Below are 15,658 nucleotides of genomic sequence, written 5' to 3'. Positions count from 1 at the left end.
GGTCAGCTGACCGGCGGCTGCTCGACGTGGGCACGGCTGACGACGTCGCGCGCTGCGGTCACGACATCGCGCCACAGTTCGAGCCCGAAGCCCTTGGACGCGCGCGACGGATGGCCGGTCACCCCGTTCGTCGATACCGATCCCACCGGGTAGCGGAAGACCAGCCCCTCGGTGCGGTCCGGATCGTCAGCCCGCGCCATCGCGTCGACGTCCACCAGTTCCGGCCGAACAGCCAGCATCAACGAGGTCTCCGCCGCGTTGGCGTGCCAGTCGAGCGCGTCGGCGGTGGCGCGTCGTGCGATGTCGGCCGTGAGGTCCCACCACTGCATGACCCCGATGCGCGCCTGCGGTAGGTCGCGCCGGAAGTGATCGCAGGCAATCCACAAAGCCGCGGCATTTCCGACGTGGCCGTTGACGAACAGCACACGTCGCACACCGGAGTCGACGCAGGCTCGGGCAACTCGGTAGGCGGTCGCAGCGGTCTCCTCGCCACTGAACGCCACCGTCCCGGCCAGTGCTGACCCGTGGAACATGCTGGAGCCGTACGTAATCGGCGGAAGTACGAGCGCGATGTCGCCAGCGGCGGCATCGGCAACCGCGGCGGCCAGGATGGTGTCGGTGCCGACCGGCAGGTGCGGGCCGTGCTGCTCCGTCGCACCCACCGGAATGAGCGCGACGCAATCCGGGTCAGCGGCCAGCCGGTGCGCCAGTTGCGTCGAGGTGTGTTCCTCCCATCGATGCATCATTGCGCCGTCACCAGAACCTCAGGTAACGGTCGGTCTCCCATGACGAAACGTGCGCGGTGAAGGAGTTCCACTCCGCCTTCTTCTCAGCGATGTAGGAGTCGAACATCGCCGCGCCGAACACGCTGCGAACTAATGGATCTGCCTCGAGCGCGTCGATCGCCTCACCGAGCGAGCGAGGCAGCCAGCCGATCTGCCGGGCGGTCAACTCCTCCTCGGTCAGGCTGTAGAGATTGTCGCGGTTGGGTTCTCCGGGGTCCAGACCCTCGCGGATGCCTTCCAGGCCGGCGGCCAGCATCAGTGCGGCACCGAGGTACGGATTGCTCGCGCTGTCGGCGGCCCGGCATTCGACGCGTCCTCCGCCCCTGGGGATGCGCAGCATGTTGGTGCGGTTGTTGTCGCCGTAGCAGGCAAAGATCGGCGCCCAGGTCAACCCGGACATGCTGCCCTGCTTGACCAACCGCTTGTAGCTGTTGACCGTCGGGGCGACCACCGCGCAGATCGCCGACGCGTGGCGCAAAACACCGGCAGTGAAGTGGTAGCCCAGCTCGGACAGGCCGCAGCCACGGGCGTCGTCGCTGTCGGCGAACAGGTTCTGCCCGTCGGTGTCGGCCAGCGACATGTTGTAGTGCGCTCCGCTGCCGGTCCGGTCGGCGAAGGGTTTGGGCATCCAGGATGCGAACAGACCGTGCTTGCGAGCGATCTCGCCGACCATCATGCGAAAGAACACCAGCCGGTCGGACATGGCGACCGCGTCGGTGTAGGTGAAGTCGGTCTCGAACTGCCCGTTGCCGTCCTCATGATCGAACGAGTAGACATCCCAGCCCAATTCGTTCATCGCCGTCACGATCTCGTCGACCACGGGGTAGTTGTGCAGCAGCCCGCGCAGGTCGTAGCACGGCTTGTCGAGGTTGTCGTCGGCACTGGCCGGAGCCGGTGTGCCGGTGGCGTCACTGAGCAGGAAGAACTCGGTCTCGATACCCAGGTTGAACGTGTAGCCCAGCGCGGCTGCCTCGGCGGTGACCCGCTTGAGAATGCCTCTGCTGCAGGCTTCGAACGGCGTGTCACCGATGTAGAGGTCGCCGGGGAACCACGCCACCTCGCGATTGAACGGCGCGATGATAGCCCCGCCGAGGTCGGGGTGGGGGGAGACCTCATCGTCGTTGACGTCCTGCGGCACGCCGTCCAGGGCGGCACCGGTGAACATCTCCGAGCCGCGCGACGCCTGCCCGAGATGGCCCAGCGGCACCATCTTGGCTTTCGGCTTCCCGTGCATGTCGACGAAGCTGATCGCGGCGTACTTCACTCCCGCCGCGGTCAACCGCTCGGCGACCTCGGCCACGTCGGAACCGCTGTCGGTGTGTGCGGTCTGTCCGCTCAGCGTCGCGGTCATGTGTTCTCCTATCCGGCCGATGCGAGATCAGCTGTGCTGTTGTCCATTCCGAGCTCACGGACGAGGTACCTGTGGAACTCGCACAACGCCGACCAGGGAGACGTTAAGCGCGCTCTGTTGCTGCAGTGTTTCGCCGCAGTAAATGGACCATTGAAACTACTCAGGCGTCCGCAGCGGAAATGTGGGCGTCTGAACACGGTAAATGTGCGCCGTCTCGATAGGTCATCGAAAAATGCTTGATCGGCCGTCTCCGGCCACCGCGGTGGTGTATCAGGCTCCTCCTGGGTCCCCGGGGCGGTCCACAACCCACGGTGAAGAGCATGCGTATATCGGACGTTTGCGGCCTCTACAGCCGGGCATGTGCCCGCCGCAATCCAAACCGAGGAGGCTCGCTGTGAAAGCAATCGTGTACGACGGACCGCGCCAGGTCAGCGTGAAGGATGTGCCGGACGCAAAGATCGAACGGCCCACCGACGTGTTGGTGAAAATCACCGCAACCAACATCTGCGGCTCGGATCTGCACATGTACGAAGGCAGGACCGACTTCGAGACCGGCCGCTGCTTCGGCCACGAGAACCTCGGAGAAGTCGTCGAGGTCGGCGACGGTGTCGACAAGGTCAAGGTCGGTGAGCGGGTAGCCATACCCTTCAACGTGTCGTGCGGGTTCTGCAAGAACTGCGAGCGAGGATTCACCAACTACTGCCTCACCACCCAGCCGGATCCGCAGATGGCCGGGGCGGCGTACGGCTTCGCCGACATGGGGCCGTGGCAGGGCGGCCAGGCGGAATTCCTGCGCGTGCCCTACGGCGATCACAACTGCCTTCGGTTGCCCGAAGATTCGGTGGACAAAGAGAACGATTACGTCATGCTGGCGGACATCTTCCCGACGGGATATCACGCCACCGAGTTGGCCGGGGTGGTTCCTGGTGACTCTGTGGTGATCTATGGGTCTGGACCGGTCGGTCTCATGGCGGCCCTCTCCGCGACGGTCAAGGGCGCCTCCAAGGTGATGGTGGTGGATCGCCATCCTGACCGGCTGCGGCTCGCCGAGGAGATCGGTGCCATCGCCATCGACGATTCGAAAGTCGACCCGGTGGAATTCGTGATGGATCAAACGATGGGCCTGGGCGCGGACCGCGGTTGCGAGTGCGTGGGCTACCAGGCGCACGATCCCGAGGGCACCGAGCATCCGAACATGACGCTGAACAGTTTGGTGAAGTCGGTTCGCTTCACCGGTGGCATCGGCTCCGTCGGCGTGTACGTCCCGCAGGATCCCGGCGGCGCGGACGAACTGGCCAAGAAGGGCGAGGTGGCCTTCGACTACGGACTGCATTGGTTCAAGGGCCAGACCCTGGGTAGCGGACAGTGTCCGGTCAAGCGGTACAACCGGCGCCTGCGCGACCTCATCGCCGGCGACAAGGTCAAGCCGTCCTGGATCGTCTCGCACAACCTCTCCCTTGACGAGGGCCCCGACGCGTACCAGCACTTCGACAGCCGGGACGAGGGCTGGACCAAGGTCGTGCTGCACCCGAACGGCTCGAGCAAGCAGAAGGTCGGGGCCGGCGCGCACTGACGCGTCGACCGCACTCACCAGTACGGACAACAGGCAACGAAAGGAACTCACAATGGCAGACCAATTGCGCGGCAAGCGGATAGCGATCCTGGCGGCGGACGGCGTGGAACGGGTAGAGCTGGAACAGCCGAGACAGGCCGTACACGACGCCGGAGGTACCACCGATCTGCTGTCGTTGCACGACGGCGAAATTCAAGCGCGCGACCACGACCTGGAATCGGCAGGCACGTTCTCCGTGGACGGCCTGGTCGAGTCGGCATCGGCCGACGACTACGACGGGTTGTTGCTGCCCGGCGGCACGGTGAATCCGGACCAGCTGCGAATGAACTCCGCAGCGGTCGCGTTCGTCCGCGACTTCATGTCCGCGAGCAAGCCGGTCGCTTCGATCTGCCACGGACCATGGACGCTGATCGAGGCCGGCGTCGCGAGCGGCCGGACGCTCACCTCCTACCCGAGCATCCGCACCGACCTGCGCAACGCCGGCGCCAACGTGGTCGACGAGGAGGTGGCGCGGGACGGGAACCTGGTCACCAGCCGGTCCCCGGACGACCTCCCGGCCTTCTGCGCGGCGATCGTGGATTTGTTCAGTTCGGCCGCACAGCCCGCCGGCGCGGGGAGCGGCTCGTGAGCACCCCTGTCGGCAAGGTGGCGCAGGCCGGTCTGGACGCCGCCGGTCAGCTGGCCCGCCAGCTGCAGCGCAGACTCGGTGGCGAAACGTCTGGGGCCGGGGACCCCGAGCCGCGATCGCGGTGGCGCAGTGTGACGATCAACAGGCCTGCGGAGGAGGTCATGCCGGGCGGCCGGGTGCCCGAACCTCTCGCCGCGCTCGGCGACCGCATCGAGGTGCACGTCCGCACAGCCCCCGGCGGTAAGGGCACGGAACTCGCCGCGCGGCTACGCCAGGCGGAGCCCGGCGGGCTCGGCTCGGTCGCCAGCCGTGTGTCGGGGGAGGACCCGCGCCAACAGCTCCGATCGGCGTTGCGCCAAGCCAAACAGCTCATCGAGGTGGGTGAGGTGCTGCGGGTCGACCCCGCACCGCACGGCACCCGCAGCGCCGCCCCGACCGGCAAACTGGTCGACTTGGCGACCCGCCGTGCGGGTGGGGAGGGAGTCCTGTGAAGGCCCTCTGTTGGACAGGAGTCAACGAGACGTCGGTGGAGACCGTTGACGACCCCACGATCCTCAACGATCACGACGTCATCCTCCAGGTCAGGTTGTCGACGACCTGCGGGTCGGACCTCCACCTGCTCGGCGGCTACATCCCGACCATGCGCGCCGGCGACGTACTGGGACACGAGTTCATGGGCGAGGTGGTGGAGGTCGGCTCGGCAGTCCGCAACCATCAGGTGGGTGACCGGGTCGTGGTCTGCTCGTTCGTCGCCTGCGGCCAGTGCTGGTACTGCCAGAATCAGCTTTTCTCGTTGTGCGACAACGGCAATCCCAACCCCGCGCTCACCGAAGCGATGTGGGGTTCTGCGATCGGCGGCTGCTTCGCCTACAGCCACGCGCTGGGTGGCTACGCCGGCAGTCACGCCGAGTACATTCGCGTGCCGTACGCCGACCACGGCGCATTCACCGTGCCGGACGGAGTTTCGGACCTGGCGGCGCTGTTCGCCTCCGACGCCGCCCCCACCGGGTGGACCGGCGCCGACGGCGCCGGCGTCGCTCCCGGCGACATCGTCGCCGTGTGGGGCGCCGGCGGGGTGGGGCAGATGGCTGCGCGCGGCGCAATGCTCATGGGCGCAGAGCAGGTCATCGTCATCGACCGGTTCCCGGAACGGCTCGGGCAGGTTCGTCAATACATCGGCGCTGAAACGCTGGACTACTCCAAGGACAGCGTCTTGGCCGAGCTGAAGGAGCGCACCGGCGGCCGTGGCCCCGACGTGGTGATCGAGGCCGTCGGCATGGAGGCACACGGCACCGGGCCGGCGTATCTCTACGATCAGGTGAAACAGCAGCTGCGCCTGCAGAGCGATCGCCCCACCGCGCTCCGTGAGGCCGCGTACGCGTGCCGCAAGGGTGGCAGCATGTTCATCCTGGGCGTCTTCGGTGGTGTCGTCGACAAGTTCCCGGTCGGCGCGATCATGAACAAGTCCATGACTGTGCGTGGAGCGCAGCAGCATGGTCAGCGCTACATTCCCAGGATCTTGCAGCACATGGCGGACGGGGAGCTGGACACCGAACATCTCGCCACCCATGTCATGCCGCTGGACGAGGGCCCGCGGGGCTACCGGATGTTCAAGGAGAAGGTGGACGGCTGCGTTCGCGCGGTCTTCCAGCCCAGCAAGTGACGACGACGCAAGCGGGCTGCTGCGAGAAGTAAGACGGGGCTTTCGGTGAGATCGACTGCGTGACAGCACCCGTGAACCACGGCCTGTTCGCGAGTCACAAGCGCATCTTTCGGCCACGCGTGCGACGCACGCGTGGCCGAAGGTGTGCGCGCGAAATCCAGCGGGCAGAACGCCCACCGCTAGCGCGCTGACCACAGCCACACAGCCCGCTCGCCGGTAGGTCCCGCTGACGGTCCACGTCCCGCCAGGTCGAACTTCCGTGCTGCTTTTCGCCACCGGAGGTCCGTTTTCCCGCATGGGTGCCGGGTATGTGGCGCGCCGAACACCGATCCTCCAGGAGGCGCAATGAAAGCAATGACATACCGCGGTCCGTACAAAGTCCGTGTCGAGGACAAAGACATCCCGGCTATCGAGCATCCCAACGACGCCATCGTCAGGGTGGAGCTCGCCGCCATCTGCGGATCGGACCTGCATCTCTACCACGGCTTGATGCCCGATACCCGAATCGGGCACACCTTCGGGCACGAGTTCGTCGGCGTGGTCGAGAAGGTCGGTTCGTCTGTGCAGAACCTTGCGCCGGGAGACCGGGTGATGGTCCCGTTCAACATCTATTGCGGGTCCTGCTACTTCTGCGCCCGGGGTCTGTACTCCAATTGCCACAACGTCAACCCGAACGCCACCGCGGTGGGCGGCATCTACGGCTACTCGCACACCTGCGGTGGATACGACGGCGGTCAGGCCGAGTTCGTGCGGGTGCCCTTCGCCGACGTCGGTCCGTCGGTGATCCCGGACTGGATGGAGCTCGAAGACGCGTTGCTGTGCACCGATGCCCTGTCGACCGGCTACTTCGGTGCACAACTCGGCGACATCGTCGAAGGGGACACCGTCATCGTGTTCGGCGCGGGACCGGTCGGTCTCTACGCGGCGAAGAGTTCATGGCTGATGGGGGCGGGGCGCGTCATCGTCATCGACCACCTGGAGCACCGGTTGCAGAAAGCCCGCACCTTCGCCCATGCCGAGACCTACAACTTCGGTGAGTACGGCGACATCGTGCTGGAGATGAAGAAAGCCACCGATTTTCTCGGCGCCGATGTCGCCATCGATGCGGTCGGTGCCGAAGCCGACGGCAACCTCCTCCAGCACGTCACCACAGCCAAGCTCAAGATGCAGGGCGGCTCGCCGATTGCGCTGAACTGGGCCATCGACTCTGTGCGCAAGGGCGGCACCATTTCGGTGATCGGCGCTTACGGTCCGATGTTCAGCGCAGTGAAGTTCGGCGACGCGATGAACAAGGGCCTGACCATCCACACCAACCAGGCCCCGGTGAAACGGCAGTGGCCTCGACTGTGGTCACACATCGAGAACGGCTACATCAAGCCCAATGACATTGTCACCCATCGCATCCCACTGGAGCACATCGCCGAGGGCTATCACATCTTCTCGTCGAAACTGGACAACATCATCAAGCCAGTCGTCGTCGTCAACCACAACTGATCCGACCTAGGAGAACTGCCATGACTCAGACATCGCCACGAGTGCCCGCCTACACGGTCGACCATCCGCCGGTGCCGGACAGCGAGGCACTACGGGCCCGGATCCCCGGGTGGGGCGCCGACCTCGACAAGGCTGATCGCCCCTCGGTGCCCAAGCTGAAATTTCTCGACACCGGCGCGCACTGGGACTTCCCGGAGCGCCAGCCCGAGAAGTGGCCACGGGAACGATCGGTCGAACATCGCTTCCTGACCCCGGTTTTCGGTACCGCGCAGCCACCCAGCGGGTTGGCCGGAGCACTGCGCAAGTTCGCGTACAAGAAATACAGCGAGGGCCGCGCCGCGCACTGGATGATCCTGCTGTACGCCGATCGTGTCGACGCAGCCGAACACCACCTGCGTTCCCTGGTCTCCCTTCGGCCCGACAACCCGATCACCGAGACCGGCTTCAAGGCCGAATTCACCCACAACGGCATCAAGTCCCGAACCGGAAACAAGCGCGTCGACGTGAAGCACATGTGGATCGACCCCGTCATCGTCGCCGGCCCCTGGGTCCTCGGAATCTATCTGCTGCGCAGGATCTTCCGGCGTCGCAAGTAACGCATCGGGGCTCAGCCGTGAGTGACGACCACACAGACACCACGACGCAAGAGGCCACATCGGAAGGCAACCTCGAGCTCTTCTTCGATCTGGTGTTCAGCTTCGCGATGTCGCAGGTCACGCAGTTGATGTTGCAGGATCTGTCTCCCGCCGGGTTCGGTCGGGCGGCGCTCGCGCTGCTCGCGGTGTGGTGGGCCTGGGTCGGATACACCTGGCTGATCAACACCTTCGACAGCCAGGGAGTCCGGCACCAGGCGGTGGTGATCGCGGCGATGGCTGCGATGCTGGTCGCTGCGGCGGCGCTGCCGATGGCGTTCTCGTCCGCTGCGCTGGTGTTCGGACTGGCCCTGTTGGTGGTGCGGGTGATTCACGTCGTGAAGCTCGTGGCGTACTCGTCGGGCGACAACGCGGAGATGCGGCGCAGTGTGTGGCGACTGGCGCCCTGCTTGGTCGCCGCACCGGCCTGCATCGTGGCGGCCGCGTTCGTGGACTCACCTGGCCGCGAGGTGCTGTGGGTCGCGGCGGCGGTGATCGACTACGGTGCGCCGGCTGTGTTCGGCATGGGCGGATTTCGTGTGTCGCCGTCGTACTTCGTTTCCCGTCACGGGTCCATCATCATCATCGTCCTGGGTGAGGCGATCGTCGAATTGGGTTCCGGGGCAGAGGATCTGCATCGTGCTGCGGTGATCGCTGCCCTCGTCATGGGGGTTGCCATCATGGCAACCTTCTGGTGGACCTACTTCGGTCTGGCGGAGGGAGCCGAGAAGCGGCTCGAACAGGTCACGGGTGACGAACGAGCCGACTTGGCGCGAGACGCTTACAGCTACCTGCATTTACCGATGGTGGCCGGCGTCATTCTGTTCGCAGTGGGCGCGCACACCGCCGTTGCCCACACCTCGGACCCGCTCCCGACGCTGCCTGCGATTGCTCTGTCGGGGGGTATGGCGCTGTTCTACCTCGGCGATGTCGCGTACCGGTGGCGAGATCACCACCAGGTGCCCATGGACCGCGCCGTCACGGGGTGCGCTGCCGCTGCGGTGTTGCCGGTGCTGCTCCACCTTCCGGCAATCGCATCGCTGGCGCTGCTCACCGGCATCGGATGGGTCCGGCTGGCCTGGGAACTGTGGAAGCAACCTCGTATCGGTACGGGCGTGGCCGGGCAGGTGCGCTGACCGAACGTGCCGCGCGGAACGAACTCGAAATCGAAACGACAACTGCTACAGGATAGTTGAAAGGAACATGATGGCACACTCACGACGCCTCTCGGGGCGAAAGATCGCGGTGCTGGCTGCGGATGGGTTCGAAAAGGTCGAACTGGTCATTCCGATGCGGGCCCTGCAATTGGCCGGCGCGAAAGTCGACGTAGTTTCCCTGCGTGAAGGCCGCATTCGCGGGGTCAACCTCCACATGCCCGCCACCCGGGTCGGGGTCGACAAGGTCGTCACCGCCGCCGACCCGGACAGCTACGACGGACTACTCCTTCCCGGAGGTTTCATCAACCCCGATCTCCTGCGGCAGTCCGCTGCAGCACGGGATTTCGTGCGTGCGTTCGACCACAGTGGGAAGCCGATAGCGACGCTGTGTCATGGCCCATGGGTGCTGGCGTCGGCGGGGCTGCTGACCGGGCGCACGCTGACATCGTGGCCCGGTATCCGGGACGATCTGGTCAATGCCGGCGCGACGTGGCTCGATCGTGAGGTCGTCCGGGATCGCAATCTGATCACGAGCCGGGGACCGCAGGACTTGAGAGCGTTCGTGCCGGCGATGCTCGATGCCTTTGCCGAAGGGGCGGGTCAACTGCAGACCGCGCCGATCGTCACGAGCTCGGACCCGGCACTGGACAAGCCGATCGGCTGGGCGGTGGCTGCACTGCGATGGTCGCCGAAGCCTTCGGCCGCAGCACTGGCCGGCGCGGCGGTGGCTGCGCTGGCGACACCTCTGCGCGCGCGGAAACTGATTCGGAAGGTGGCTTGATGGCGTCCTCTGTTCTGTTGGTCGCCGATCCCGGTGCTCCAGCCGCCCTGGCAGAGGACCTGTGCAAAAAGCTCAAGCACAGTGAGGCCAACGCTGATTTGACGGTATCGGTGCACACAGGCACGTACCGGCTCACCGAGCAGGACGCGCTGACCGAGGTTCTCGACGAAGTGGCCCCGGCGAGCCAACGCGAAGACGTTGTCGTCTATGTGACCGATCTGCCGCGCCGCGACGGCACTCAGCCGGTGGTCGCCGACATCAGCATCCCGCAGCGCTTCGGCGTGATCTCCGTTCCGAGCGTGGGCGGTCTGTTCGTCAGTCGACGAGTGCGCGCGATGGTGGAGTCGGTCATCGCCGAAGTCGCCGAAGAAGTCGAGGATCCCACTGTCCCAGGCCGGCTGACCAGAACCGAGGGGAACGGTGTGGTGCGCTACGCGGCGTCGCCACGGTTCGCGCGGGCACGTCTGCTGATGGGCATGATCTACGCGAACCGACCGTGGAAGCTGGCGGCCGGGTTGTCGCGTGTGTTGATGGCGACATTCGCCACGGGCGCGGTCAGTTTGGCCTACCCGACGATCTGGCAGCTGTCGTCGACGATGGGCCCCTGGCGGATCGGTGTCACGACGGTGTTGGCCACCGCGGCGATGGTGGGGTGGCTGATCGTCAACCACAAGCTCTGGGAGCGGCCGAGGTCACCGACCGAGCGGGAGCGCGCCGTTCTGTACAACGCGTCGACGGTCCTGACACTGACGATCGGCGTCGTCGTCCTGCACGCGACATGTTTCGTGTTGCTCTTGGTGACGGCATGGTGGACGTTGCCCCCGCAGATGTTGGAGCAGAACCTCGGCCATCCCGTGGGTGTGCCGGATTTTCTCCGACTGGCGTGGTTGGTGGCCGCCATCGCCACGCTGGGTGGGGCACTGGGATCGGGTCTCGAGGATGACAGGGCGGTCAAGCAAGCCGCGTATGGTGCGCGCCAGCAGCAGCGGTTCGATGAAGATGACGACAAGGCTGACGGCTGATGCGACTCACTGCCACTCTTTGCCTCGTTCGGCCTCGCGCTGGCTGTAGGCCGCCTCGCGGACATCGTCCTCGGATTCGAACCCGGTCCCCAGCGCGCCGACGACTGACGCCCCCGCGGTGGCCATCCAGCTCAACTTCATGTATTCGATGATGCCGGGTGGCGAACCGAGCTGCTGCGCGAGCACGTTGTCTGAGAGCAACATTCGTGCGCCGAGGAAGTTGACGACGGCCAGGGCAATGAATGCCATGGTCAAGCCGAGCGCGAACGTGAGAACGGTAGATGCGTTGAACAGAAACACCTTGTGGCGTTCCTCGGGTTCGTCGCCGAACACCCAGAGATGGTGATAGAAGATCAGCCAGGCCACCATCGCAGCGACCACGCACAGCGAGATGATCAGCAGACGCAACGAGCTCTGCCCGATGCCTAGTTGCCACACCGTCGGATTGATGAGCAGGAGAACGCTGAAAGCCAGGGCAGCGACGGCACCCCGCCGCAGGCCCAGCAGCAAGCGCCATGGGCGGTTGTCCCTGACCATGCCGGCGAGTTGCCGCCACAGTCCGCGGGTGGCGACGACCTGCGCGTCGATGTCGCGGCTCTCGGGCTTGATGAGGCGGAAGGGCCCGGGTAGGTCCCGCCGGGCAAAAGATGCCGCCGGCCCGTGATCAGTGGGGAGCAGCTCCTGCAGGATTTGGGCCGTCACCTCGGTGACTCGCCGCCGTACTCTGGGAGCGCCGAACGCTGGAAGCGAGAGGACCGCGACGCGGCTGTCAGCGCTCAAGTCCGCGACCAGCGGCTCGTTGTTCTCACCGCACAAGGGCAGGTCCGTCACACAGACGGCAGCGTCCCAGCCGTTCTGCCGTTTCATCTCCTCCGCGTGCTTGACCAACGTCTGCTGACCACCCTGTTTACCGATGGGAAGTCGTTTTCGATGGACACACATCTCGAACAAGGCTGTGTCGCCGTGCAACTCGGTCATCTTCGCCGGCAGCTCCCGGCGGAGGTGATCGGCGATCTCAGCGGACGCGCCCTCGGGATCGCAGATCACCGCGACCGTTCGAACAGGTGACACGTGCCGTGGATGACTGTGACTCACGCCCTTCATGGTTCCCGCCGTCGTCGCACGATGCACCGGCACAGAGGCGCCATCCGAACGCCGCATTTTCGTCCTCGCGGGACGGGGCCGAACGGCTCATCGAGCATCGTGGACACGCTGACGGCGATCGGTCTCGAGTTCGATACCGGCTGGTAAACCGTCGATCTCAACCGATCCGTCGGTGCCGACGGCGATGTCTATGCGTGCTCCCGCCAGCGGCATGCCTTCCAGGCGCAACGGGAGCAGACGATCGGGAAGCGCGGGAGAAATCTCGAGAGTGCCCTGCGGCACATCGGGATTGAACTGCAACAGGCTTCTCAGTAGCAGTCGGGGGGCCGCCGATGCCCATGCTTGCGGCGAGCACGATGTCGGATAGGGCACCGGACGGGGGAATGCAGTCCGGTCCAAACCGCAGAACAACTCGGGCCATCGGCCACCGAAGTGCACGGAGGCGTCGATCAGGTCAAGGGAAATCCGTTGTGCCTCTTCGAGGAAGCCGTAGCGGGCCAGACCCGCGACGGCTATGGCGTTGTCATGCGGCCAGATGGAACCGTTGTGGTAGCTCATCGGGTTGTATGCGGTCATGGTCGCCGCCAGCGTTCGTATTCCGAAGCCCGAACTCATGGCAGGTCCAGCCACATGCGCCGCCACAGCAGCTGCTTTGTCGTCATCGGCGATTCCGGTCCACAGGCAGTGGGCCATGTTGGACGCGACGGCATCGACCTGATGCTTGGCGCCGTCGAGCGCCAGGGCGTACGCGCCGACCTCGGGCATCCAGAACGCACGATTGAAGGCCTCCTTGAGCTCGGCTGCCCGCACACGCCACGACGCGGCGAGGTCCAGGTCGGCATCGTGTTCGGCCAAGGCGGCTCTGGCCAGGTACGCCGCATACACGTAGCCCTGAACCTCACAGAGCGCGATGGGCGGCACGGCAGTGTGGCCGTCGGCGTGTGTCACGCCGTCGAACGAATCTTTCCAGCCCTGGTTCAGCAAGCCGCTGTCCGTGTGCCGTTGATACTCGACGAACCCGTCCCCGTCGGCATCGCCGTACTCCGTGATCCACTCCAGCGCACGGTCAGCCGCCGCGACCAGAAATCGGCGATCCCCATCGGGCAGTGCGCCCCACCTGTCGAGTTCGCCCAGCAACATGACGAACAGTGGTGTGGCGTCGACGGTTCCGTAGTAGGTGGTGCCGCCGCCCAACGCGATCTTGGCTTCTCGGCCGAGGCGAACCTCGTGGAGGATCCGGCCGGGCTGCTCTTCGTTGCGCGGATCGATCCGGGTGCCCTGTAAACGTGCCAATGTCCGCAGCGTGCACAATGCGAGACGCGGATCGAGCCCGAGCGCCATCCATCCCGTCAACAGCGAGTCACGCCCGAAAAGAGCCATGAACCACGGCGCCCCGGCAGCGAGGATCGGACATCCCGGCTGTTCGGGGTCGTCGATCTGCAGGGAGCCGAGATCTTCGGCTCCGGCCCTCAGGGCTGCGTTGAAAGCCGCATCGGGGGTGGTGACCACCGGGTTGGACAGCCGCCACGCCCGCAGCCTGCGCTCGGGCGCGCTGACGTCGAGCGGCGCACCAGGACGGTGCGGGTCTTCGGCCTGTCTGTGCGGCGAGGCCGTGGTGACATCGAGGGACGCGGACCACTCGCCTCGCCCTGGCACCAGGACCTCGAAGGTGAATCTGCCTGGCGTGACGGTCGGTTCGCCGGTTGCGGTGATGCGGGCGACATGGGAGTGGCCCGGTGCGGTCATCGTGTACGTCATCGAGTCCGATCCGAGATCCACAGTGATTCCATGCGGCGCGGTGACTCGTCCCTCCTTCACGGCGAACAGGTCGGCGAAGTCGCTGTCGACCGCCACCGTCAGTGTGATCCCTACGGGTTCGGGCCCGAAGTTGCGGAGCACGATGTGCTCCCGCATCCCGTCGCCGATATGGCGGGTACGGAGCACCAGCATGGTGCTGTCGGCGGCCCACCGCCGAGGCGGGGTGCGTCCGATGAAGGTGGCCCGGTACGGTTCGGTGGGTTCCTGCACGGTGGAGAGGCTTTCGACCGGCTGACCGTCGATCGCCAGCCGCCAACACGACAGGACGCGGGTGTCCGCCATGAACAGGCCGTGCGGTCGGTCACGCGCCACGTCGCCGGAACGGGAGGAGATGCAGAACGTGCTGCCTTCCAACAAGGTGACCGCGCCGACGTCGGTGGTGACCGGTGGGCCGGTGCCTGACGCCCAAGCGCCGGCGGCACATTCTTCGCCGTCAACGAACGTCATCGCTCACCAATTCCCGGTACAGCGCGAGGTGGTCTCTGACCATGCGGTCGGTGGAGAATCGCTTGACCACCGCGTCGCGGCACGCACGTCGGCTGAGTTGATCGACGTTGCCTATGGCGCGGACGAGGGCGTCACCGTCGCTGCACAAGAAGCCCGTGACGCCGTCGTCGACGATTTCGGGTGCCGCCCCGGTGGGGGAGGCGATCACGGGCGTGCCGCAGGCCAGTGCTTCGATCATGACGAGTCCGAAGGGCTCTGGCCATTGGATGGGATTGAGAAGTGCTGTGGCCGCGCCCAAGAGCTCCAGCTTCTCCTGTCCGCCGACCTCACCGATGAACTCGACGTTGTCGCCGAGCAACGGCTCGACCTGATCGTGAAAATAGGCCTGCTCGGAATTCTCACGAGACTTCGCGGCGACGACCAGGCGCCGGCCCGCAGCGCGTGCAGCGAGGGCGGCCTGTCGCACTCCCTTGTCGGGTGTCATCCTGCCCAGGAACAGAAGAAATCCGCCGTCGCCGTTGCCGACGGGGTACGACGCCGGGTCGAGGCCGTGATGAATCACCCGGTCCACCATGACCTCCGGTGCCCGTTGCGCCTGGTCGCGAGAGATGGCGATGACCGGGATCCGCTTGGCGTAACGACGGTAGATCGCATTGAGCTCCCCGTTCAGAGGTCCGTGCGAAGTGGTGACGACGCGGTGGTGACCACTGGCGAGGGCCCAGGATGGACCCAGCAGCGTGTGATCGTGGATGATGTCGCATCCGGTGAGCGCCTCGTAACCCTCCATCACGTGAGGCAACTCGACTTCCCCGTGGCCTATCCGGTCCCACGTCGATCGTGCGGTGGCGCGCACGAGAGGTACAGGAACAGTGCTGTCGGCGGTGGCGTAGAGGATGACCTCCTGGCCGGCCGCTGCCAGCCCCGCGACGAGTTCTGATACCACCGATTCGGTGCCACCGTAGGCCGGAGGCGGCACCGACGCCCACGGGGGCGCGATGATGCCGATTTTCAAAGGTCCGAGTCTCATAGCGCAATAGTGGATTTGCGCGGCTGCCCAGACACCGACCCGTCGGAACCAAAACCACGGGAAACGGTAGTACCGGCGGGTCAGTGTGGCCATAATCGATTGCATCGCTGGGGCTTACGCGTCCGCACCGGATGGCTCAGGTCGGGCATGAAGGGGGGGCGGGCGCGGGGGGGGGG

At 65.7% G+C, this 15,658-nt stretch carries 13 protein-coding genes and 1 pseudogene; 9 read left to right on the top strand and 5 right to left on the bottom strand.

What is annotated here, in order from left to right; all coding sequences use genetic code 11:
* Positions 1 to 2 precede the first annotated feature (2 nt).
* Together DMB80_RS16230 and glnT are read right to left on the bottom strand one after the other, a co-directional pair.
* On the bottom strand, positions 3 to 743 hold the full coding sequence (locus tag DMB80_RS16230; protein WP_240431224.1) for a creatininase family protein: 741 nt from the start codon (positions 741 to 743) through the stop codon (positions 3 to 5).
* Between the two features lie 10 nt (positions 744 to 753).
* Entirely contained in the window at positions 754 to 2,136 is a 1,383-nt protein-coding gene (gene glnT / locus DMB80_RS16225; protein WP_111510800.1) for a type III glutamate--ammonia ligase, read from the bottom strand.
* Between the two features lie 394 nt (positions 2,137 to 2,530).
* Here glnT and DMB80_RS16220 point away from each other — a divergent pair, with 394 nt between their 5' ends.
* The 9 genes and pseudogenes from DMB80_RS16220 (at position 2,531) to DMB80_RS16180 (ending at position 11,086) form a co-directional block, all read left to right on the top strand.
* Positions 2,531 to 3,709 (top strand): glutathione-independent formaldehyde dehydrogenase, encoded by a 1,179-nt coding sequence (locus DMB80_RS16220; protein WP_111510799.1) that lies wholly within the window; start codon positions 2,531 to 2,533, stop codon positions 3,707 to 3,709.
* Positions 3,710 to 3,761: 52 nt separating this feature from the next.
* A complete protein-coding gene (locus DMB80_RS16215; protein ID WP_111510798.1) occupies positions 3,762 to 4,337 on the top strand; it encodes a type 1 glutamine amidotransferase domain-containing protein in 576 nt (191 codons plus the stop codon).
* Positions 4,334 to 4,828, top strand: a complete 495-nt coding sequence (locus DMB80_RS16210; RefSeq protein ID WP_111510797.1) for a hypothetical protein — start codon at positions 4,334 to 4,336, stop codon at positions 4,826 to 4,828. The genes DMB80_RS16215 and DMB80_RS16210 overlap by 4 nt, the downstream gene beginning before the upstream one ends.
* Positions 4,825 to 6,000: a zinc-dependent alcohol dehydrogenase gene (locus tag DMB80_RS16205; protein ID WP_111510796.1), complete on the top strand. Its 1,176-nt coding sequence runs from the start codon at positions 4,825 to 4,827 to the stop codon at positions 5,998 to 6,000. The genes DMB80_RS16210 and DMB80_RS16205 overlap by 4 nt, the downstream gene beginning before the upstream one ends.
* A 345-nt stretch (positions 6,001 to 6,345) precedes the next feature.
* A complete protein-coding gene (locus tag DMB80_RS16200) occupies positions 6,346 to 7,494 on the top strand; it encodes a zinc-dependent alcohol dehydrogenase (protein WP_111510795.1) in 1,149 nt (382 codons plus the stop codon).
* 20 nt (positions 7,495 to 7,514) lie between these two features.
* On the top strand, positions 7,515 to 8,090 hold the full coding sequence (locus DMB80_RS16195; RefSeq protein ID WP_111510794.1) for a hypothetical protein: 576 nt from the start codon (positions 7,515 to 7,517) through the stop codon (positions 8,088 to 8,090).
* A 17-nt stretch (positions 8,091 to 8,107) separates the two neighbouring features.
* Positions 8,108 to 9,262: a low temperature requirement protein A gene (locus DMB80_RS16190; protein WP_240431223.1), complete on the top strand. Its 1,155-nt coding sequence runs from the start codon at positions 8,108 to 8,110 to the stop codon at positions 9,260 to 9,262.
* Between the two features lie 70 nt (positions 9,263 to 9,332).
* A pseudogene (locus tag DMB80_RS16185) lies at positions 9,333 to 9,872 on the top strand (type 1 glutamine amidotransferase domain-containing protein); the annotation flags it as partial.
* A 191-nt stretch (positions 9,873 to 10,063) separates the two neighbouring features.
* A complete protein-coding gene (locus DMB80_RS16180) occupies positions 10,064 to 11,086 on the top strand; it encodes a hypothetical protein (protein ID WP_111510793.1) in 1,023 nt (340 codons plus the stop codon).
* Positions 11,087 to 11,092: 6 nt separating this feature from the next.
* Here the strand turns inward: DMB80_RS16180 and DMB80_RS16175 are convergent, their stop codons facing one another.
* The 3 genes from DMB80_RS16175 to DMB80_RS16165 form a co-directional block, all read right to left on the bottom strand.
* A complete protein-coding gene (locus DMB80_RS16175) occupies positions 11,093 to 12,157 on the bottom strand; it encodes a hypothetical protein (protein ID WP_162938559.1) in 1,065 nt (354 codons plus the stop codon).
* Between the two features lie 120 nt (positions 12,158 to 12,277).
* Positions 12,278 to 14,455 (bottom strand): amylo-alpha-1,6-glucosidase, encoded by a 2,178-nt coding sequence (locus tag DMB80_RS16170; RefSeq protein ID WP_111510791.1) that lies wholly within the window; start codon positions 14,453 to 14,455, stop codon positions 12,278 to 12,280.
* Positions 14,442 to 15,482, bottom strand: coding sequence for a glycosyltransferase family 4 protein (locus DMB80_RS16165; protein ID WP_205538725.1), 1,041 nt, complete (start codon positions 15,480 to 15,482; stop codon positions 14,442 to 14,444). Before DMB80_RS16165 ends, DMB80_RS16170 begins: the two co-directional genes overlap by 14 nt.
* Between the last annotated feature and the right edge of the window lie 176 nt (positions 15,483 to 15,658).

The sequence above is a fragment of the Mycobacterium kyogaense genome (assembly GCF_003254575.1).
GTDB lineage: Bacteria > Actinomycetota > Actinomycetes > Mycobacteriales > Mycobacteriaceae > Mycobacterium > Mycobacterium kyogaense.
The sequence above is the reverse complement of the archived record's forward strand: the minus strand, read 5'-3'. Positions and strand labels throughout refer to the sequence as shown.